Genomic DNA, 19991 nt, shown 5'->3' with positions numbered 1-19991 from the left:
GAGATTCGAACGAAATCTGCCGGGCAGTAGCAATTTTGCGCCAAGACTGTCGTTATCACGCGAACCGCTTCCCTTCCAAAGTTGCACATTCTTTGGGATGTTCCCAATCCGTGCCGTTTTTGACATCATGGCCCGGATGCGGAATGGTAAAAGGCAGAAAGCCAACAATGGGAGTTCGTGATGACAATCTTTAGGAGTAATGGCGATCGCGTTCCGGATCACATCCATGCAATGGCCAAAGAAGCCAGGGCCGGACGTGTCGATCGCCGTGAGTTTCTCGCTTTGGCCAGCGTCTTCGGCGCGTCCACGGCGATGGCCTATGGCATGATCGGACTTGCCGATCCGACGCCGGCGAGAGCGCAGGACGCGGAGGCCAAGAAGGGCGGCATACTGAAAGTCGCGATGTGGATCAAGGATCCGAAGGATCCGCGCAAGGCCGACTGGTCGGAAATCGCGAATGCCGAGCGCCAGGCGCTCGAGCCGTTGGTCAAATACACAACCGAATACACGTTCCGCCCCTACCTGCTCGAAAGCTGGGACGTCAACGACGATGCCACCGAGTACACGCTGCATGTGCGCAAGGACGTGACGTGGTCGAACGGCGATCCGTTCACCGCCGAGGACGTGATCTTCAACATTCGTCGCTGGGCCGACAAGAAGGCCGAGGGCAATTCCATGCCCGGCCGCCTCGGTTCGCTTGTCAAGAATGACAAGCTGGACGAAAGCGCGGTGACCAAGGTCGACGATTTGACCGTGAAGCTGAAGCTCGACACGCCTGATATCGCGCTCATTCCCAACATGTGCGACTATCCCGGCCTCATCGTTCACAAGACCTTCGACGAAAAGGGCGGCGATTTCAAAGCCTGCCCGATCGGCACTGGTCCGTTCGAACTCGTCTCCTACGATGTCGGCCAGAAAGTCGTCTACAAGCGCCGCGAAGACAACAAGTGGTGGGACGGCGAGGTGTTCCTCGACGGCATCGAGTTCATCGACTACGGCACCGATCCCGCGGCCACGGTCAGCGCCTTCGAATCAGGAGAGGTCCATACCAATTTCGAGACGTCGGCCGACTACGTGTCGATCCTCGACGGTGTCGACCTGATCAAGTACGAGGTGGTCACCGCAGCGACGATCGTCTGCCGCACCAATGTGGCCAACAAACCTTACGATGACCAGAAGGTTCGCAATGCGCTGCAGCTTGCGGTCGACAACGCTGTCGTGCTCCAGCTTGGCAACGGCAATGCCGGTACTGTCGCCGAAAACCACCATGTTGCCCCGATCCATCCGGAATACTATGAGTTGGCAAAGGTTGCTCGCGACCCGGCCAAGGCGAAGGCGCTGATGGAAGAGGCCGGTCAGGCCGATTTCGAGCACGAGCTGATCACGGTCGACGAGGACTGGCACAAGAACACCGGTGATGCGATCGCCGCGCAGATGCGCGACGCCGGCATCAAGGTGAAGCGCACGGTGCTGCCGGGTTCGACGTTCTGGAACGACTGGACCAAGTATCCGCTGTCGATGACCAACTGGAACATGCGGCCGCTCGGCGTCCAGGTTCTGGCGATCGGCTATCGTACCGGCGAAGCCTGGAACGAAAGCGCCTGGTCGAATCCCGAATGGGACGCCAAGCTCAACGCGGCGCTTTCGGTCGCTGACGCGGCCAAGCGCAAGGAGATGATGAAGGACATCGAGCAGATCCTGCAGGATTCCGGTATCATCATCCAGCCCTATTGGCGCAAGCTCTACAGCCACTCGGTGGCTGCCGTTAAGAACTATGCCATGCATCCGACATACGAGCGCGATTACGGCAAGATCTGGCTCGACGAGGCCTGATCCGATCGATCGTGGAAGGGGCGGTTCGCCCCTTCCACCCACTCCACGCATGATTCCACAACCGAAAGTCGGCGCAGCAAACAAGGCGCGAACACTTCGGATTGGGGTGTGCGATAAGACAGGGTTGATCGCATTCTGAGGTCCGTTTGACAGCCAGCTTTGCCGCCAGCGGCTGAGCTGGTTCCAAGCTGACCCCAACCCCAACCAGACCGGCAGGGGACCGCCATGCTTTCTTTCATCATTCGACGCCTCGGTACCATGGCATTGACGATGCTGTGCCTGACGATGGTCGTGTTCTTCCTGATCAATCTCGATCCCAATCTGAAAAAGCTGGCGATCAGCCAGACTGAAATGCACACCTCGGCCGAGCAGCTCGAAAGCTGGCTGGTCAACCATGGCTACCGCCAGAATTTCTTCTCCCGTTATGGCCAATGGCTGGGTATCGTGCCCAAACAGCCGGTCACAGATCCGGCAACGGGCGAGCCGGCGCGACGTTTTTCTTTCTGCAATGATCCTGTCGAGCCGACGTTCTCCGGCGTGCTGCAAGGCGACTTCGGCTGCTCGACCAAGTTCAAGACGACGGTCGCATCGAAGCTTTTCCCGGCGCTCGCCGCCACAGGAATCCTGATGTTCTGGGTGCTTGTGGTGATGGTGCCGATCTCGCTTCTGATCGGCATCCTCGCCGGCATGCGCGAGGGCTCTCGAACCGACCGGACATTGTCCGTCGCCTCGATTGCCTCGACGGCGACGCCCGAATATGTGTCGGGCGTCATCTTCACGGTCATTTTCGCCTCATGGCTCGGCTGGCTCAACGGTTCGGCGGCCTCGGCCAGCCGGGGCATCACCTTCTACAACTTCACGCTGCCTGTCATGACGCTGGCGATCTACGGCATCGGCTACATCGCCCGCATGACCCGCGCCTCGATGGTCGAGGTGATGACGCAGCAATATATCCGCACCGCCCGGTTGAAGGGCCTCTCCTTCGGAAGCGTGGTGGTCAAGCATGCGCTGCGCAACGCACTCATTGCGCCGTTCACCGTCATCATGCTGCAATTCCCCTGGCTGCTCACCGGCGTCGTCATCGTCGAGGTGATGTTCCGTTATCAGGGCTTCGGCTACACGCTGGTCGAGGCGGCCGGCAACAACGACATCGATCTTTTGCTCGGCTGCTCCCTGGTCTCGGTGTTCATCGTCCTGATCACGCAACTCATTTCCGATGTCGGCTACGCGTTTCTCAATCCGCGTATCAGAGTTCAATAGGGGATCGGGCGGATGCAGCTTGAATATATCGGCGCCTTCAACGTGGTGCTTGGCGTGCTTGCCCGTTTCTGGCCGGTCTGGATCGCTCTCGTCCTGGTGATGGGGGCGAGCTTCGCCTACAAGAAGAGGCTTGGCCTCTATGGTCAGCTTTTCGACAGCAGCGTCGGCATCGTCGGCGTCGGCATCTGTCTGTTCTGGATGTTCACGGCGATCTTCGCGTCGACCATCTCGCCCTTCAATCCGCTTGCCCAGATCCCGATCATGAAGGACGCGCTGCCCGGCGCGATCGAGCCGCAATCTGGACTTGTCTACCTGTTCGGCGGCGACAAGCTTGCCCGCGACGTGTTCAGCCGCATGATCTATGGCAGCCAGATCGTGCTGATCATCGCGCCGGCGGCGACCGGTTTCGCGCTGATGGTCGGCATCACGCTCGGACTGCCTGCCGGCTATTATGGCGGCAGGATCGATACGGTGCTGTCCTTCCTCGCCAATCTGGTGCTCGCCTTCCCGGTTATCCTCCTGTTTTACCTGCTGGTGACGCCGGGCATCATGGAGACACCGATCCCCTATGCGATGGCCGGCCTGTTTTTCCTGTTCCCGATCATCTTTTTCAGCGTGCTGTTCTGGACGCGCTACAAAAAACGACCCGACCGTCTCTACATCCTCTTGGGATTGACGCTGATCATTGGCGGCTGGGTCTATGCCGGCCTCGTCTTCGATGCCGACCCGTTCAGGATCATCCATATCGATCCCAACCAGCTCAATATCTTCGTGGCAGTGGTGTTCGCCTCCAGCCCGGGCGTGTTCCGCATCGTGCGCGGCCTCACCATGGACATCAAGACGCGCGATTATGTGGCGGCGGCGCAGACGCGCGGTGAATCGCCTTGGTACATCATGCTGTGGGAGATACTTCCCAATGCACGCGGGCCGCTGATCGTCGATGCCTGCCTGCGCATCGGCTACACCACGATCCTGCTCGGCACGCTCGGCTATTTCGGCTTGGGACTGGCGCCCGAGAGCCCGGACTGGGGCACCGCGATCAAGGACGCCAGCCGGCTGTTGCGTTCCTTCATCCATCCGGCGCTGCCGCCAACGATCGCGCTGATGTCATTCGTCCTGGGCCTTAATCTCCTGGCCGACTCGCTGCGTGAACAATCGATGAAAGATTGATGGACGGGTTCTCGACCCGATATGAAAAGACAAGGATTGGAGCGACCCATGAATGAGGCAGTTCGAAATCCCGGCAAGCCGACCCCTGGGCCAACCACCGAACCGATCATCGAGATCGAGAACCTGTCGATCTCCTTCTTCACCCGCAAGGGCGAGATACCGGCGGTCATGGACTTTTCCTGCACGGTCATGCCTGGCGAAGCGATGGGCATCGTCGGCGAATCCGGCTGCGGCAAGTCGACCGTGTCGCTCGGCATCATGCGCGATCTCTCCAATATCGGAAAGATCGTCGGCGGCCGGATAAAGTTCCAGGGCAAGGACATGGGCGAACTGTCCGACGAGGAGCTGCGCGCCATCCGCGGCAACAAGATCGCGATGATCTACCAGGAGCCGATGGCCAGCCTGAACCCGGCGATGAAGGTCGGCCAGCAACTGATGGAAGTGCCGCTGATCCACGACAAAGTGTCGAAGGAAGAGGCCTATAAACGCGCGCTCGAAATGGTGCGCTCGGTCAGGCTGCCCGATCCAGAGCGGATGATGCGCTCCTTTCCGCACCAGCTTTCCGGCGGCCAGCAACAGCGCATCGTCATCGCCATGGCGCTGCTGTCGAAGCCGGCGCTGCTCCTGCTCGACGAGCCGACGACGGCGCTCGACGTGACGGTGGAGGCTGGCATCGTCGACCTGGTCAAGGGGCTCGGCGAGAAGTTCGGCACCTCGATGATCTTCGTGTCGCACAATCTCGGCCTGATCCTGGAAACCTGCGACCGCATCACGGTGATGTATTCGGGCGAAGCGGTGGAAACCGGCAAGATCAAGGACGTCTTCGACCGGATGCGCCACCCCTATACGCAAGGCTTGTTCCGCTCGATTCCGTTGCCCGGCGCCGACAAGAATTCGCGGCCTCTGATCTCCATTCCGGGGCAATTGCCGCTGCCGCATGAGCGGCCGAAGGGCTGTAATTTCGGCCCGCGCTGCCACCATTTCGTCGAGGGCGTCTGCAACGCCGCCGAAATTCCGATGATCGCGGTCGAAGGCCATGAAGGTCATTTTTCGCGCTGCGTGCGCTTCAACGAGATTGATTGGGGGGCGCTGCCGCCCGGCGCCAAGAAGGTCAACGAGCGCGTCGAGCCCGGCGCGCCGGTGCTCAAGATCGAGGACCTCAGGAAATACTACAAGGTCGGCGGCAGCGAGGTGTTCGGATCGAGCGAAGGCCGCGTCGTCAAGGCCAACGAGACGATCTCGTTCATGGCGCGCGAATCCGAAACCGTCGCCATCGTCGGCGAGTCCGGTTGTGGGAAGTCGACGCTGGCGAAGGTGCTGCTCGGGTTGGAGACCGCGAGTTCCGGCAACGTGACACTTGGAAATCAACAGATCGGTTCGACCAGCATCGAGAAGCGCAGCGTCGATACGGTGTCGTCGATCCAGATGGTGTTCCAAAATCCGTTCGACACGCTCAATCCCAGCCACTCGGTCGGCTCGCAGATCATCCGCACGCTGGAAAAGTTCAATATCGGCAACACAGTTGCCGATCGCCGCAAGCGCATGCTGGAGCTTCTCGACCTGGTGAAGCTGCCGCGGGCGTTCGAAACCCGCAAGCCGCGCCAGCTTTCCGGCGGCCAAAAGCAGCGCATCGGCGTGGCCAGGGCCTTTGCCGGCAACGCCAAGGTGGTGGTGGCCGACGAGCCGGTCTCGGCGCTCGACGTGTCGGTGCAGGCGGCGGTGACCGAACTGTTGATGGACATCCAGCGCAAGAACAAGACGACGATGCTGTTCATCAGCCACGACTTGTCGGTGGTGCGCTACATCGCCGACCGCGTCGTCGTCATGTATCTCGGCTATATCGTCGAGCAGGGCACGACCGACCAGATCTTTTCGCCGCCCTATCATCCCTATACCGAGGCGCTGCTGTCGGCGATCCCGATTGCCGATACGTCAGTGATCAAGAAGCACATCGTGCTGGAAGGCGACATTCCGTCGGCGATGAACCCGCCAACCGGCTGTCCGTTCCAGACGCGCTGCGGCTACAAGAAACTGGTGCCGGACAATCTTTGCGAGACGCAGGTGCCACCGGTGAAGAATCTCGGTGACGGTCATATGAGCCTGTGCTGGCTTGCCGACGATGTACTGGCGAAAATGGAGCCGGTGATCAAGTTCGACAAGGAGCATGCCGCCCATGAGGGGGTGCCGGACGACGCGCCGCAGGGCGTCGGTCCGGGCTTTGCCGGCACACCGCCCAAGCGTCCACGTGGCAAGAGGCCGAAGCTGTCGGACGGCTAGATCAGTGGCGCCATCAAGGCGCGCACTGCCTTAGCTGCGTGGCGTAGTCGCGAGCCATCTGCTCGGTGGCCCGCGCGTAGCGCTGCACGCCGGCATCGCCCCGTTCGCCGCGCTTGTAGGCGGTCCAGCCGAGATAATAGGCCAGATACAAGTTGTAGGTGTCGTTGCGGGCGACGCCGAGCGTGTCTGATGTCTTGGAATGGTACCAGCCGACGAAATCGACGGCATCGGCAAACCTGGTGCGGCGCGCCGCCCAGCTGCCCGTCTCGTTCTGGTATTGCGCCCAGGTGCCGTCGAGTGCCTGCGAGAAGCCGGTGGCGCTGGAGACACGTTTCCAGGGAATGAAGCCGAGAAGCTTGGTGCGCGGCGGCTTGGCATTGCTCTTGAAGCCGGATTCCTTTCGCACCGTCGCCATCAGCACGGGAACCGGCACGCCGTACTTTTGTTCGACGCGCTCGGCCGCCGCCTGCCAGTTGTCGAACCAGCCGTCATTCTGGTCGAACACCGCGCAGACATCGTTGATATGGTTCGGCGGCGTCGCGCAGGCCGACAGCACGAGCAGCACGGTGACGGCTATAATTTTACTAAAACTCGACCTACCCATCGGAACAGGATTAGGCCGAAAACATAAAGGGAATCTTGCTGCGTTCCTTAATCGCTTGTCGGCCGCCCCGTGACGAGAAATCGCTTTCCCAAGAGATCAACGCTGGAAAGCACCTCGTCGGCGGCCGAGTTTGCGCGAAACTTCTCAGTGATCCTTTCCTTCAATTGCGCGCTCAAGAGTTTTGATCCTTCGGCCTGACCTTCGGCGTTCAGATTCCGAGACCACCGGCTATATTTACGGTCTCACCGTTGATGTAGCCCGCAGAAGGTCCGGCGAGAAAGCAGACGGTTTCCGCCACTTCTTCGAGGGTCGCAATGCGACGGATCGGATGCATGTCCAGGATGGCTTCACGGTCCGGAAGCTCACCGGCAACGTCCGAGGCCATGTCCGTGGGCATGATGCCCGGCTGTACGACGTTCACGGTAATATTGCGGGGGCCAAGGTCGCGCGCGATGCCCTTTGCGTATCCGGCGAGCGCCCACTTTGTTCCGGCATAGTCGGCGACACCCGGGAACGGCACGTATGAGCCGAGGAGAGAGCCGATGAAAATGACCCGACCACCGTCGGTCAGTTTGGGCGCCGCCGCGCGCGTGATGGCGATCGTGCCCATGACGTTGACCTGCCACTGGCGATTGTACTTGTCTCCATCGAGCTTGGGATCGTCTACGAGCTGACCCTGGATCGCGATACCGGCATTGTTCACGAGGATGTCGAGCTTGCCGAATTCGGCAATCACCGACTCGATCAGAGGCTTGGCGGTTGAAAGGTCGGCCTGATCGCTCCGGAACGCGAGGGCCCTGACGCCCTTCGCCTTCAGCTTCTCGACCACGGCTTCGGCCTTTTTGGCCGACGCGACGTAGGTGATCGCAACGTCCGCACCCTGGTCGGCAAGTGCCTCGGCCGTAGCGGCGCCGAGCCCGCGCGAGCCGCCTGTCACGAGGGCGACCTTGCCCTTCAATATGTTCGACATGAGAATCCTTTCTATACGCCATTGGAGCGCCGCCTTACCTTGGCGAGCGACAACGCCATGATTACGTAATGAACATTACGATAACGATTGGTATGAAATGTGGACATGCACTGTCAAGTGGTTTAGTAATGGCCATTATGAAAATTTCTGAGTTGAGCTGATGGGGCGCCATCGCGAATTTGACGTGGAGAAAGTGCTCGACGCGGCGCTATGCGTCTTCTGGCGCAAGGGCTACGAGGGTGCCTCCTACGCTGACCTGACCGAGGCCGCCGGCGTAGAGAGGCCCGCCCTCTATTCTGCCTTTGGCAACAAGGAAGCGCTCTTCCGCCGAGCCCTGGATCGCTACTACGAGCGATACATGGATTTCATCCCTGAGGCGCTTCAGCTACCGACATCGCGGCAAGTTGCTGCGCACATCCTGTACAGTGCAGCCGACCTCCATACACGTTACCCCGGCCATACAGGGTGTCTCGGTATCAACGGGGTACTGGCGGGATCGGATGAAGCGGAACCTGTACGACAAGTGTTGATAGATGCCCGCGCGGCTGGTGAGGCGCAGCTTCGTGAACGCTTCGAACGGGCCAAGGCCGAGGGCGACTTGCCGGAGACGGCCAAACCTGACGCCCTGGCGGCATTCGTGATGGCTGTCTCTCACGGCATGGCGGTGCAGGCTAAAGCCGGCTTTAGCCGCGAAATGCTGCAGGCTGTTACTGAGCAAGCGCTTTCCACGTGGCCTACGGATAGTTCCACATAGTCCGGAAAGCCACCCTAAACCTCAGGCGAGAGGCGCGCCGGCCGTCGCTTGCGCTTGGCCTTCCGTAGTGCTCGCCGCCGCATCGCGGCTGTGAGCAGACCTAGTCGAATTGCCGCTCATGACAGCCACGACGCGGCGCATCTCGTAGCGCCGTAGCTCGACGGCCGGGCGAGCGATGATCAATTTTCCGACCTTTCCTGTCGCTTTTGTCTGATAGAAATTGCCAGCGTGCCGCCTTGGCTAAAATCACGCCCGCAGGTGGCGGATTTCTGACAGCCCGATCGCTGTGCCGGCGCTTTGATGCGCCGCATGAACGAACCAAGACGCAAGCGCGGCGCCGAGCGAACCAGCAACAGGGGACCGGCCGCCATTCCGCAACTGCCGCTGCGCCGCGTGACCAATCCCTATCCGCCAATGGCGATGCTCTCGGCAGACCAGATAGAGGCGATCCACCAGGCGTCGATGCACATTCTGGAGAATTTTGGCATCGAGGTGATGAGCCCGCGCGCGCTGTCGCTGTTCGACAAGGCCGGCGCCGAGGTCGATCACGCGGCGGCGAATGTCCGCATCGACCGCGGCATGGTCGAGGAAGCGCTGAAGACGACGCGATCGAACTATACGCTGACCCCGCGCAATCCAGCCCATACCGTCCATCTCGGCGGCAACACCATTAATTTCACCCTGGTCGCCGGGCCGCCCAATGTGCATGACATGGAGCGCGGCCGCCGCGCCGGAAACCTGCGAGACTATTCTGACCTCACGCGGCTGGCGCAGCATTTCAACTGCATCCACATGCTCGGCAACCAGGTCTGCGCACCGGTCGAACTGCCGGCGAATTCCCGCCATCTCGACACCTATTTCGCCAATCTGACGCTGACCGACAAGAGCTTTCACGTTTCGGCGATCGGCCGGGGCAGGGCGCTCGATGGCATCGAGATGATGGCAATCGCACGCGGACTGACGCTTGATGAGATGCGCGACGACCCCGGCGTTACCACCATCATCTCGGTCAACTCGCCGCGCCGCCTCGACGAGATGATGGCCGAGGGGCTGATGACCATGGCCGAATACGGCCAGTCGGTCGCGGTGACGCCGTTCACGCTGATGGGGGCGATGAGCCCGGTGACGCTTGCCGGCGCGCTGGCGCAACAGAATGCCGAGGCGCTGTTCGGAGTGGTCTTGGCGCAGCTTGTCCGCCCTGGCGCTCCGGTCATGTATGGCGCCTTCACCTCCAATGTCGACATGAAGTCCGGCGCACCGGCCTTCGGCACGCCGGAGAACACCAAGGCCAACGTTGCCTCCGGGCAGCTGGCGAGGCGCTATGGACTGCCCTACCGGACGACGCCGGGCTCGGCCTCCAACGCCGCCGACGCGCAGGGCGCCTACGAGACGCTGATGGCGCTGTGGGGCGCGGTGCTCGGCCACGGCAACCTCGTCTACCACGCTGCCGGTTGGCAGGAAGGCGGGCTGACCGCGTCGTTCGAGAAGTTCATCATCGACGTCGAAATGATCCAGCACATGATGGAGTTTTTGCGTCCGATCGAAGTCAACGAGGCGGAACTTGCCGTCGAGGCGCTGGGTGCTGTGCCGACCGGTGGCCATTTCTTCGGCGAGCCGCACACGCTGGAGCGCTATGCCACCGCCTTCTACCAGCCGATGCTGTCCAACTGGCAGAACTACGAGGCGTGGCAGGAGGGCGGCGGGCTCGACGCCACGGCGCGCGCGACGCGGCTGTGGAAGAAAGCGCTCGAAGACCATGTCGAGCCCGCGATGGATATTGCCGTGCGCGAGGCGCTGGAAGCGTATGTGGTAAAGCGCAAGGACGCGATCGGGGCGGGCGAGCCGTGACGGTCAGCGATCCGTTTTCCTACCATCCCGATTCCCGATTCACTTTACCCCTCCAACTCCCTGAAATAACGAGAAAACCCATGAAGTCGCATGCAAAGGTCGTGGTCATTGGCGGAGGCGTCGTCGGCTGTTCCGTGCTGTTCCATCTGGCGCGTCACGGCTGGACCGACATCGTCCTCCTGGAGCGCGACGAGCTGACCTCCGGTTCGACCTGGCATGCGGCCGGCGGCATGCATACGATCAATGGCGATCCCAACGTCGCCAAGCTGCAGAAATACACGATCTCGCTCTACAAGGAGATCGAGGAACTGTCGGGTCAGGCAACTGGCGTCCATCTGACCGGCGGCGTGCTTTTGGCGGCGACCGAAGCGCGGCTCGACTGGCTGCGCGGCGTCGTCGCCAAAGGCCGCTATCTCGGCATCGACCTCGAGGAGATCTCGCCTGACGAGGCGGCCGAGCTGATGCCGCTGCTCGACCCGAAGCAGTTCGTCGGCGCCGTCCGCAACAAGGAGGATGGCCATCTCGATCCTTCGGGGGTCACCCACGCCTATGCCAAAGCGGCGAGGAAACTTGGCGCCGAGGTCGAACGCTTCACCAAGGTCGAGGACATCGTGCGCCGAGCCGACGGGCTGTGGCGCGTCATCACCAACAAGGGCGAGGTGGTGGCAGAGCACGTCGTCAACGCCGGCGGGTTGTGGGCGCGCGAGGTCGGCCGCATGGTCGGGCTGGAACTGCCGGTGCTGGCCATGGAGCACATGTACCTGATCACCGAGGATATGCCGGAGGTCGCCGCCTGGAACCAGAAGACCGGCACGGAAATCATCCACGCGGTCGATTTCGACGGCGAGCTGTATCTGCGCCAGGAGCGCGGCGGCATGCTGATGGGCACTTATGAGAAGGCCAACAAGCCATGGTCCGAATTTTCCACGCCATGGAATTTCGGCCATGAACTGCTGGAGCCCGACATCGACCGCATCGCGCCGTCGCTGGAAGTCGGCTTCCGGCATTTCCCGGCCTTCCAGAACACCGGCATCAAGCAGATCATCAACGGTCCTTTCACCTTCGCGCCGGACGGCAACCCGCTGGTCGGACCGGTGCGCGGCCTGCCGGGTTTCTGGGTCGCCTGCGGCGTCATGGCCGGCTTTTCGCAGGGCGGCGGCGTTGGTCTCGCGCTGTCGAACTGGATGATCGAAGGCGATCCCGGCGCCGACATCTGGGCGATGGATGTCTCGCGCTACGGCGACTGGGCAACGATGGCCTACACCAACGCCAAGGTGCGCGAGAATTATTCGCGGCGTTTTTCCATCCGCTTCCCCAATGAGGAACTGCCTGCCGGGCGGCCGCTCAAGACCACGCCGATCTACGAGCTTTTGTCGGCCAAGGGCGCGCAATGGGGCGTGGCCTACGGGCTGGAAGTGCCGCTGTGGTATGCGCCTGAGGGCGTCAGGGACGAGTTCTCGTGGCGGCGCTCAAGCGATTTCGAGCATGTCGCAAAAGAGGTGAGGACGGTCCGGACAAGTGTCGGCCTGTCGGAGATTTCGAACTTCGCCAAATACAGGGTGACGGGCGTGGGCGCGGGGGCCTGGCTCGACCGCCTGCTTGCCTGCAAATTGCCAAGACCCGGCCGCATGACGCTGGCGCCGATGCTGAAGGAAGACGGCAGGCTGATCGGCGATTTCTCGCTGGCCAATCTCGGCAGTCCCAATTCCAGCGGGGACGGCTGGTTTCTCGCCGGCTCCGGCATTGCCGAGCAGTATCACATGCGTTGGTTTGAGGGGCATCTGCCGAAGGACGGTTCGGTTCGTGTCGAGGCGCTGGCGGCGAAGCTGACGGGCCTGTCGATCGCTGGACCCAAGGCGCGGGACGTGCTGGCTAGGGTTACGCAGGCGGATGTGTCGAATGCGGCGTTTCCGTTCATGGCCATCCGCAAGATGGATATCGGCATGGCGCCGTGCCTTGTCGGCCGCGTCACCTACACCGGCGATGTCGGTTACGAGATCTGGGTGGCGCCGGAATACCAGCGTGCTGCGTACCAGACCCTGATGGCGGCGGGCGAAGAATTCGGCATCGGCCTGTTCGGCTCGCGCGCGCTCAACGCGCTTCGGCTGGAGAAAAATTACGGCTCGTGGGCGCGCGAATACCGGCCGATCTACGGGCCGCTGGAGGCCGGGCTCGACCGTTTCGTCGCCTATGGCAAGGAGGCCGACTTCATCGGCAAAGAGGCAGCGCTCGCCGAGCGCAAACGAGGCGGCAAGCTCAGGCTGCGCGCCTTTGTCGTCGATGCGGCAGACGCCGACGTCATCGGCGACGAGCCGATCTGGTTCGACGGCGCCGTACGCGGCTGGGTCACTTCAGGCGGCTACGCGCATCATTCGAAGACATCCGTGGCCATGGGCTATGTGCCGAAGGAGATCGCCGACGAAGTCGACGGCTTCGAGATTGAGCTCTTGGGCAGGCGCTATGCCGCGCGCGTGCAGCCGTCGCCGCTGTTCGACGCGAATCTCGAGCGGATGCGGGGGTGAAGGCGCCGCTGTTGGCGCCTCAAGCGCTGCGGCGATTGTCCAGCGCAAAAGCGCCGGGGCCGGCGAACACCAGATAGAGGAAGATGAAACAGAAGGAGATCGCCGCATCGCCGCCATTGTTGACCGGAAAAAAGCCGCTTGGCATGTGCGCCATGAAATAGGCGATCGCCATCTGACCGCTGAGAAGGAATGCGACTGGCCTGGTGAACAGCCCCAGTACCAGCAGGATGCCGCCGGCGAATTCCAGGATGCCCGCGGTCAGCGACAGCCCGCTCAGCGCACCGGCTTGATCGCTGACGGGAAAATTAAACAGCTTTTGTGTGCCGTGCTCCATGAACTGAAGTGCCGTCATGATGCGAAGCACCGCCAGGGCCTGCCGCTGATACTTGGCGAGACCGTCAAAAAACTTCATCAAAAACTCCATGTTGCACTCTATCCGGCCATAAATTATCGCCCGGCAATGGACCATTCATTTCTCATGGTCTGCCGTCAACAATCGGTGATTGGAAATGTTCCTCTTCCCTTAATATTTTTCTCGCCAGGGTTGTGTACAAATCGCTATAGTTGTATTGGTATCAAGACACTCCAACCATGTGGGTTCCGTTTGCCATGAGAAAAGTCGTTGTTAGCCTATTCGCTATCCTTGCCGGCACCAGCGTCGCCATGGCTGACGACGCCGGCTGTGCTGCTTTCAAATGGCCGGTGACGCGCGAGGAGGCCCTGTTTGCGGCGGCGCCCGCCGCGCAGTCCGGCACTGACCTTTCGGTTGGCGAGGCTGCAGATGTGGCGTTGGCGCCGGTCGACACGATCAGCTTCACCGTTCCGCCGGAACGCGCGCCGGCAGCCGGTACGTTCGGCGCGACGGCAAGCGTGGCCGTGCCTCCGGAGGGAGAGCTCCAGATCAGCCTGTCCGATGAGGCCTGGATCGATGTCATTCAGGACGGCAAAGCCGTGAAGTTGGCGGCTTTCAGCGGCGTGAAAACCTGTCCGGGCATTCGCAAAAGCGTGCGTTTCAAGCTGGCGGCGGGTGCCGCGACGGTCCAACTCAGCGGCGCCAAAAAGGCCGGTCTCAAAGTTGCAGTGCTGACGCCAGAATGATCCAGCGACAACACTCGGTTGGTCAGGACGCCTACCGTACGGGCGCAAGCAGTGCGAAATGCGCACCTTGCGGGTCCTGGCCCTGCACAATCCATTGGCCGGTCGGCACTTCCATGGGACCCATCAGGATCTTGCCGCCATTGTCGGTGATGCGCTTGGCCGCGGCATTGATGGCCGGGACGTTGAAGTAGAACATCCACACCGGCACTGGCATCTGCTCCGGCTTGTTCATCATGCCGCCGCCGGATTCCGGGCCGGCGGAAAAGGTCTGGTAGATGCCCATCGGCCCCATATCCATCGCATCGCCCTTCTCCCAGCCGAACTGCTCTGAATAGAACTCGAACGCTGCGTTCCAGTCCGACGTGTAGAGTTCGTGCCAGCCGATATGGCCCGGTGTGGTGGCCGGCACCGTTGGCTGATCGGGGCCGGTCGGCTGCATCAACATGAAGGTCGCGCCTTGCGGATCGGCGACGACGGCGAAGCGGCCGACGCTCGGAATGTCGTCGGGTTCGCGGTGAACCGTGCCGCCGGCATTCTTCAACGATTGCGTCGAGGCGTCGACATCTCTGGTGTGGATATAACCGAGCCAGGCCGGCGGCATGCCCATCTTGGCGGCGTCCTCCGGCAGCGTCATCAGACCGGCGACGCCGCGCTCGCCGACATTCATGACGATATAACGCGGCATGCCCGGCCCGGCGTCGAAGGGCTGGGCCGTCCAGCCGACTACGTCGGTATAGAAGGCCTCGGCGGCGTCGAGGTCGGTGGTCATCAACTCGTACCAGAAGAAGGGCATCGGAGACTTTGGCATTGTCGTGCTCCTTATGTTTCCAGTCGTGGGCGGTTTCCAGTTTTGGATTGTGGTTTGATCCATCCTAGGACGATCTTGGCGACGGAAATCCGACATCTGGGCCAAGAATTGCCCGCGGCAAGGCACCGCCGTTCAAGTCTTGCGTACTTCGCGTTTTTCGCCTTTCCTTCAGTCAACGAGGGGTGTCGATCCATGCGCCTGATGTCGCTTACGCCGGAGCTCGTCGCGTTATGCCATCGGGAGGAGGCCGATCCCGGTCCCGATGGCAGCTGGACGCAACTGACCGACGAGGATTTCCAGGACCTTGCCTTGCGGCTGTCGGACGAAGCCGACGCGGGCCCGTTGTGGGTGTTTGCCTATGGCTCGCTGATCTGGAAGCCGGCTTTCGAGTCCGTCGAACAACAACGCGCCACCGCGTTCGGCTGGCATCGGTCCTTCTGCCTCGACATGGTCCGTTGGCGCGGCAGTGCCGAGCAGCCGGGCTTGATGATGGCGCTGGAGCGGGGCGGGCGGTGCAACGGGGTAATCTACCGCTTGCCCGACGGCGAAAAACCGGCCCAGATCGAAAGGCTGCTGCGGCGCGAAATCGACGATCACGAGAGTGTTGCCTCGGTCAGATGGTTTCCGGTGCGCACTGCTCAAGGATCACTGCGGGCGTTAGGCTTCTGGGTTGGCGTGACCGGCAGAGGCACCTCGCTCAACCAGCCGCTGGAACGGGTAGCTCAGGTGCTGGCCAGGGCGTGCGGGCATGTCGGGTCGGGCGCGGAATATCTCTACAACACCGTCAGTCACCTCGAAGCGTTCGGCATTCGTGACCGCAATCTGTGGCGGCTGCAGGAGCTGGTCGCGAACGAGATCAGGTCGATCCATGGCCGTGTCCCCGGAATGGGCCTTCTGTCTGCACAGTGATCGCGCGCAATAACATGAGTACATTAATCATGTTTTTATCCAGCCTTTTCAGCGGCTTGCATCGAAAATTGACCAATTGATAAAAAAACAAAACGTGTTAGCCTTCCGCAAAACCACAAGAATGGGGAACCGGAATGGCGACTGGTCATTTCAAGCAAGGCATTGCCGGCGGACGGCTTTCGCCTGAACAATATGCGGATAATTTTTCCGACCTGCATCCGCCGCTCGATCATCACGAGGCGCTGGTCGAATCCGACCGCTGCTATTTCTGCTATGACGCGCCGTGCATGAACGCATGCCCGACCTCGATCGATATTCCGCTGTTCATCCGCCAGATCTCGACCGGCAATCCGATCGGTTCGGCCAAGACGATTTTCGACCAGAACATTCTGGGCGGCATGTGCGCCCGCGTCTGCCCGACCGAGACGCTATGCGAAGAAGTCTGCGTGCGCGAAGTGGCCGAAGGCAAGCCGGTGCAGATCGGCCGCCTGCAGCGCTATGCCACCGATGTCGCCATGGCGCAGGACAAGCAGTTCTATGCGCGTGCCGCCCCGACCGGCAAGACGGTCGCCGTGGTCGGCGCCGGACCGGCCGGCCTTGCCGCCGCCCATCGACTCGCCCGTCATGGTCATGAGGTGACCATCCTGGAAGCCCGTCCGAAGGCAGGCGGCCTCAATGAATACGGCATTGCCGCCTACAAGAGCATCGATAATTTCGCCCAGGCCGAGGTCGATTATGTCACGTCGATCGGCGGCATCGACATCCAGAACGGCAAGGCGCTCGGTCGCGACTACCAGCTGTCGGACGTGACCAGGAACTACGACGCGGTGTTTCTCGGCATGGGGCTTGGCGGCGTCAATGCGCTGCGTGCCGATGGCGAGGAGGCGCAAGGCGTGACCAATGCAGTGGAGTTCATCGCGGAGCTTCGCCAGGCCAGCGATCTTGCCAGCCTGCCGGTCGGCCGGCGTGTCGTCGTCATCGGCGGCGGCATGACGGCGATCGACGCAGCGGTGCAATCGAAACTGCTCGGCGCCGAAGAGGTGACGATCTGCTACCGGCGCGGCCAGGAGCACATGAACGCCTCCGAATTCGAGCAGGATCTGGCCGCCGCCAACGGCGTTACCATCCGTCACTGGCTGCAGCCGAAGCGGGTCATTGCCGAAGGCGGCAAGGTGTCGGGCATCGAGCTCGAATACACGGCGATGGATGGCGACAAGCTCGTCGGCACCGGCGAGCGCCTGACGCTTACCGCCGACCAGGTGTTCAAGGCGATCGGCCAGAGCTTTGTCCCGGCTGCGCTCAATGGCAGCGGGGCCTTGCTTGCTTTGGAGGCCGGCCGCATCAAGGTCGATGCCGAAGGCCGTACTTCGCTGGCCAATGTCTGGGCGGGCGGCGATTGTATCTATGGCGGCGACGACCTCACCGTCTCCGCCGTCGCTCAGGGCCGCGACGCGGCCGAATCGATCCACCGGGCACTGACCTCGAACGGGAGGGCATGAGCATGGCAGATATCAGAAACAATTTCGTCGGCATCAAATCGCCCAATCCGTTCTGGCTGGCATCGGCGCCGCCGACCGACAAGGCCTACAACGTCATCCGCGCCTTTAAGGCGGGCTGGGGCGGCGTGGTGTGGAAGACGCTCGGCGAAGAGGGCCCGCCGGTGGTCAACGTCAACGGTCCGCGCTATGGCGCGATCTGGGGCGCCGACCGCCGCCTGCTCGGCCTCAACAACATCGAGCTGATCACCGACCGCGACCTGCAGGTCAATCTGCGCGAGATCAAGCAGGTCAAGAAGGACTGGCCCGACCGCGCCATCGTCGTCTCGCTGATGGTGCCTTGCGAGGAACACGCGTGGAAGGCGATCCTGCCGGTGGTCGAGGAGACTGAGGCCGACGGCATCGAGCTTAATTTCGGCTGCCCGCACGGCATGTCGGAGCGCGGCATGGGTGCCGCCGTCGGCCAGGTGCCGGAATACATCGAAATGGTCGTGCGCTGGTGCAAGGCCAACACCCGCATGCCTGTCATCACCAAGCTGACGCCCAACATCACCGATGTGCGCAAGCCGGCGCGTGCCGCTCTTGCCGGCGGCACGGATGCGGTGTCGCTGATCAACACCATCAATTCGATCACCGGCGTCAATCTCGACAGTTTCGCACCGGAACCGACAATCGACGGCAAGGGTTCGCATGGCGGCTATTGCGGCCCGGCGGTGAAGCCGATCGCCATGAACATGGTCGCCGAAATCGCGCGCGATCCGGAAACGCACGGCCTGCCGATCTCCGGCATTGGCGGCATCACCACTTGGCGGGATGCTGCCGAATTCATGGCACTCGGCGCCGGCAATGTGCAGGTGTGCACGGCGGCGATGACCTATGGCTTCAAGATCGTGCAGGAGATGATCGCCGGCCTGGAAAACTGGATGGACGAGAAGGGACACGCCTCGCTGGACGACATTATCGGCCGCGCCACGCCCAACGTCACCGACTGGCAGTATCTCAACCTCAACTACGTCGCCAAGGCGCATATCGACCAGGAGGCCTGCATCAAGTGTGGCCGCTGCCACATCGCCTGCGAGGACACCTCGCACCAGGCGATCACCAGCATGGTGGACGGCGTCAGGCATTTCGAGGTGATCGAGGCCGAATGCGTCGGCTGCAATCTCTGCGTCAATGTCTGCCCGGTCGAGAACTGCATCACCATGGAGCCGCTGGCGGCCGGCGTGATGGACCAGCGCACCGGTCGACCGGTGTCACCGGTCTACGCTAACTGGACGACGCATCCAAACAACCCGATGGCCAAGGTGGCGGCGGAATAGGGCAGCCCGTCGTGGAAAAGCGGCGCCTGCGGGCGCCGCTCTTTTCAAATAACTATTGTAGATAAAATTTATCCATGATAAAAGATATCCATGGATTGGAGATCAACACAATGAAGCTGGGCGAGGGCGTGGAAGCGGCTATCCATTGCGCCGCGATGCTTGCCGGTGTGGAAGGCGCGGCGACTATGCCGGGTGCTGCCATGGCGGAAGCCTTTGGCCTGTCGCCAAGCTATCTCTTGAAGCATCTCAACATGCTGACGGCGGCGCGCGTCCTGGAATCCGTCCCTGGACCGGCCGGCGGCTACCGGCTGGCGCGGCCGGCCGAGCGCATAACGCTGCTCGACATCGTGCTCGCGGTCGAAGGCAAAGAACCGGCATTCCGCTGCGGCGAGATTCGCCAGCGCGGTCCGGCCAAGCTCGACGCGTCCGCCTATGTCAAACCCTGCGGCATCAACGTCGCGATGCTCAAGGCGGAGCGCGCCTATCGCGCGGCACTCGCCGAGGCAAAGCTGTCCGACATCGTGTCCGATTTCATGAGCGGTGCCGATCCGCGTTCGGTTGCAGCTAGCTGCGCCTTTGTCGAGCGCCATCAGCGGCTGCAGAAATCCAGTTCAACCAAGCAAGCATGAGCATGCGAAAGGAAAGACGATGAAACAGAGAATGCAGTTTTTCGCCAAGGCGCCGGAAATCATGAAGGCGGTGTCGGCGCTCAACAAGGCGGTCGACGAATGTGGGCTCGAGGTGGGCCTGCTGCATCTGATCAAGCTCAGAGCATCGCAGATCAATGGCTGCTCCTATTGTGTCGAGATGCACAGCCGCGAGGCGCGTCGCGATGGCGAGACCGAGCCGCGGCTCTATCTCGTCTCGGCCTGGAAGGAATCGCCGCTGTTTTCCGAACGCGAACGCGCTGCCTTCGCCTGGACCGAAGCGGTGACGAAGATCGCCGACAACGGTGTCTCGGACGAACTCTATGCGCGGACGCTCGAGCATTTCTCGGAAGAGGAACTGGTCAAACTGTCTGTCGCTCTTGGCATGATCAACACCTGGAACCGGCTTTGCATCCCGTTCCAGGCGATTCATCCGATGCCGGCGGCGAAAGCTGCTTGAGCGAGCGAGCCGGCGC

The 19991-nt window shown here is 61.7% G+C and carries 18 protein-coding genes; 13 read left to right on the top strand and 5 right to left on the bottom strand.

Going from position 1 to position 19991, the window contains the following annotated elements:
• Positions 1 to 180: 180 nt before the first annotated feature.
• The 4 genes from NKH73_RS24175 to NKH73_RS24160 all read left to right on the top strand — a co-directional run bounded on the left by NKH73_RS24175 (position 181) and on the right by NKH73_RS24160 (position 6540).
• Entirely contained in the window at positions 181 to 1833 is a 1653-nt protein-coding gene (locus NKH73_RS24175; protein ID WP_352936890.1) for an ABC transporter substrate-binding protein, read from the top strand.
• 225 nt (positions 1834 to 2058) lie between these two features.
• Positions 2059 to 3093 (top strand): ABC transporter permease, encoded by a 1035-nt coding sequence (locus tag NKH73_RS24170; protein ID WP_352936889.1) that lies wholly within the window; start codon positions 2059 to 2061, stop codon positions 3091 to 3093.
• A gap of 12 nt (positions 3094 to 3105) precedes the next feature.
• A complete protein-coding gene (locus tag NKH73_RS24165; protein ID WP_352936888.1) occupies positions 3106 to 4263 on the top strand; it encodes an ABC transporter permease in 1158 nt (385 codons plus the stop codon).
• A 48-nt stretch (positions 4264 to 4311) separates the two neighbouring features.
• On the top strand, positions 4312 to 6540 hold the full coding sequence (locus tag NKH73_RS24160) for a dipeptide ABC transporter ATP-binding protein (protein ID WP_352936887.1): 2229 nt from the start codon (positions 4312 to 4314) through the stop codon (positions 6538 to 6540).
• 13 nt (positions 6541 to 6553) lie between these two features.
• Here the strand turns inward: NKH73_RS24160 and NKH73_RS24155 are convergent, their stop codons facing one another.
• Together NKH73_RS24155 and NKH73_RS24150 are read right to left on the bottom strand one after the other, a co-directional pair.
• Positions 6554 to 7144, bottom strand: coding sequence for a transglycosylase SLT domain-containing protein (locus tag NKH73_RS24155; protein WP_352936886.1), 591 nt, complete (start codon positions 7142 to 7144; stop codon positions 6554 to 6556).
• Between the two features lie 208 nt (positions 7145 to 7352).
• On the bottom strand, positions 7353 to 8114 hold the full coding sequence (locus tag NKH73_RS24150; protein WP_352936885.1) for an SDR family NAD(P)-dependent oxidoreductase: 762 nt from the start codon (positions 8112 to 8114) through the stop codon (positions 7353 to 7355).
• 160 nt (positions 8115 to 8274) lie between these two features.
• Between NKH73_RS24150 and NKH73_RS24145 the strand changes: the two genes are divergently transcribed.
• Positions 8275 to 8868 carry a TetR/AcrR family transcriptional regulator gene (locus NKH73_RS24145; protein ID WP_352936884.1) on the top strand — a complete coding sequence of 198 codons (594 nt, stop codon included), beginning with the start codon at positions 8275 to 8277 and terminating at the stop codon, positions 8866 to 8868.
• Positions 8869 to 8889: 21 nt separating this feature from the next.
• Here NKH73_RS24145 and NKH73_RS24140 read toward each other — a convergent pair whose 3' ends face one another.
• On the bottom strand, positions 8890 to 9051 hold the full coding sequence (locus tag NKH73_RS24140; protein WP_352936883.1) for a hypothetical protein: 162 nt from the start codon (positions 9049 to 9051) through the stop codon (positions 8890 to 8892).
• 126 nt (positions 9052 to 9177) lie between these two features.
• Between NKH73_RS24140 and NKH73_RS24135 the strand changes: the two genes are divergently transcribed.
• Together NKH73_RS24135 and NKH73_RS24130 are read left to right on the top strand one after the other, a co-directional pair.
• On the top strand, positions 9178 to 10716 hold the full coding sequence (locus NKH73_RS24135) for a trimethylamine methyltransferase family protein (protein ID WP_352936882.1): 1539 nt from the start codon (positions 9178 to 9180) through the stop codon (positions 10714 to 10716).
• 80 nt (positions 10717 to 10796) lie between these two features.
• Positions 10797 to 13238: a GcvT family protein gene (locus NKH73_RS24130; protein ID WP_352936881.1), complete on the top strand. Its 2442-nt coding sequence runs from the start codon at positions 10797 to 10799 to the stop codon at positions 13236 to 13238.
• A 19-nt stretch (positions 13239 to 13257) separates the two neighbouring features.
• On the opposite strand, the gene NKH73_RS24125 is transcribed toward NKH73_RS24130, so the two are convergent.
• The gene (locus NKH73_RS24125; RefSeq protein WP_352936880.1) at positions 13258 to 13650 is read right to left on the bottom strand and encodes a DoxX family protein; all 393 of its coding nucleotides are present in this window, start codon (positions 13648 to 13650) and stop codon (positions 13258 to 13260) included.
• Positions 13651 to 13847: 197 nt separating this feature from the next.
• On the opposite strand from NKH73_RS24125, the gene NKH73_RS24120 reads away from it, so the two are divergent.
• A complete protein-coding gene (locus tag NKH73_RS24120) occupies positions 13848 to 14336 on the top strand; it encodes a hypothetical protein (protein ID WP_352936879.1) in 489 nt (162 codons plus the stop codon).
• Between the two features lie 31 nt (positions 14337 to 14367).
• Here the strand turns inward: NKH73_RS24120 and NKH73_RS24115 are convergent, their stop codons facing one another.
• The gene (locus NKH73_RS24115; RefSeq protein ID WP_352936878.1) at positions 14368 to 15144 is read right to left on the bottom strand and encodes a VOC family protein; all 777 of its coding nucleotides are present in this window, start codon (positions 15142 to 15144) and stop codon (positions 14368 to 14370) included.
• 192 nt (positions 15145 to 15336) lie between these two features.
• Here NKH73_RS24115 and NKH73_RS24110 point away from each other — a divergent pair, with 192 nt between their 5' ends.
• The 5 genes from NKH73_RS24110 to NKH73_RS24090 all read left to right on the top strand — a co-directional run bounded on the left by NKH73_RS24110 (position 15337) and on the right by NKH73_RS24090 (position 19975).
• Positions 15337 to 16053, top strand: coding sequence for a gamma-glutamylcyclotransferase (locus NKH73_RS24110; RefSeq protein WP_352936877.1), 717 nt, complete (start codon positions 15337 to 15339; stop codon positions 16051 to 16053).
• Between the two features lie 134 nt (positions 16054 to 16187).
• On the top strand, positions 16188 to 17552 hold the full coding sequence (locus NKH73_RS24105) for an NAD(P)-dependent oxidoreductase (protein WP_352936876.1): 1365 nt from the start codon (positions 16188 to 16190) through the stop codon (positions 17550 to 17552).
• Between the two features lie 2 nt (positions 17553 to 17554).
• On the top strand, positions 17555 to 18868 hold the full coding sequence (gene preA / locus NKH73_RS24100) for an NAD-dependent dihydropyrimidine dehydrogenase subunit PreA (RefSeq protein WP_126105849.1): 1314 nt from the start codon (positions 17555 to 17557) through the stop codon (positions 18866 to 18868).
• A 110-nt stretch (positions 18869 to 18978) separates the two neighbouring features.
• Positions 18979 to 19497, top strand: a complete 519-nt coding sequence (locus tag NKH73_RS24095; protein WP_352936875.1) for an RrF2 family transcriptional regulator — start codon at positions 18979 to 18981, stop codon at positions 19495 to 19497.
• A 19-nt stretch (positions 19498 to 19516) separates the two neighbouring features.
• A complete protein-coding gene (locus tag NKH73_RS24090) occupies positions 19517 to 19975 on the top strand; it encodes a carboxymuconolactone decarboxylase family protein (RefSeq protein WP_352936874.1) in 459 nt (152 codons plus the stop codon).
• Positions 19976 to 19991: the final 16 nt, after the last annotated feature.

The organism is Mesorhizobium sp. M0938, assembly GCF_040319125.1.
In the GTDB taxonomy this organism is placed as follows: Bacteria; Pseudomonadota; Alphaproteobacteria; order Rhizobiales; family Rhizobiaceae; genus Mesorhizobium; species Mesorhizobium robiniae.
The sequence above is the reverse complement of the archived record's forward strand: the minus strand, read 5'-3'. Positions and strand labels throughout refer to the sequence as shown.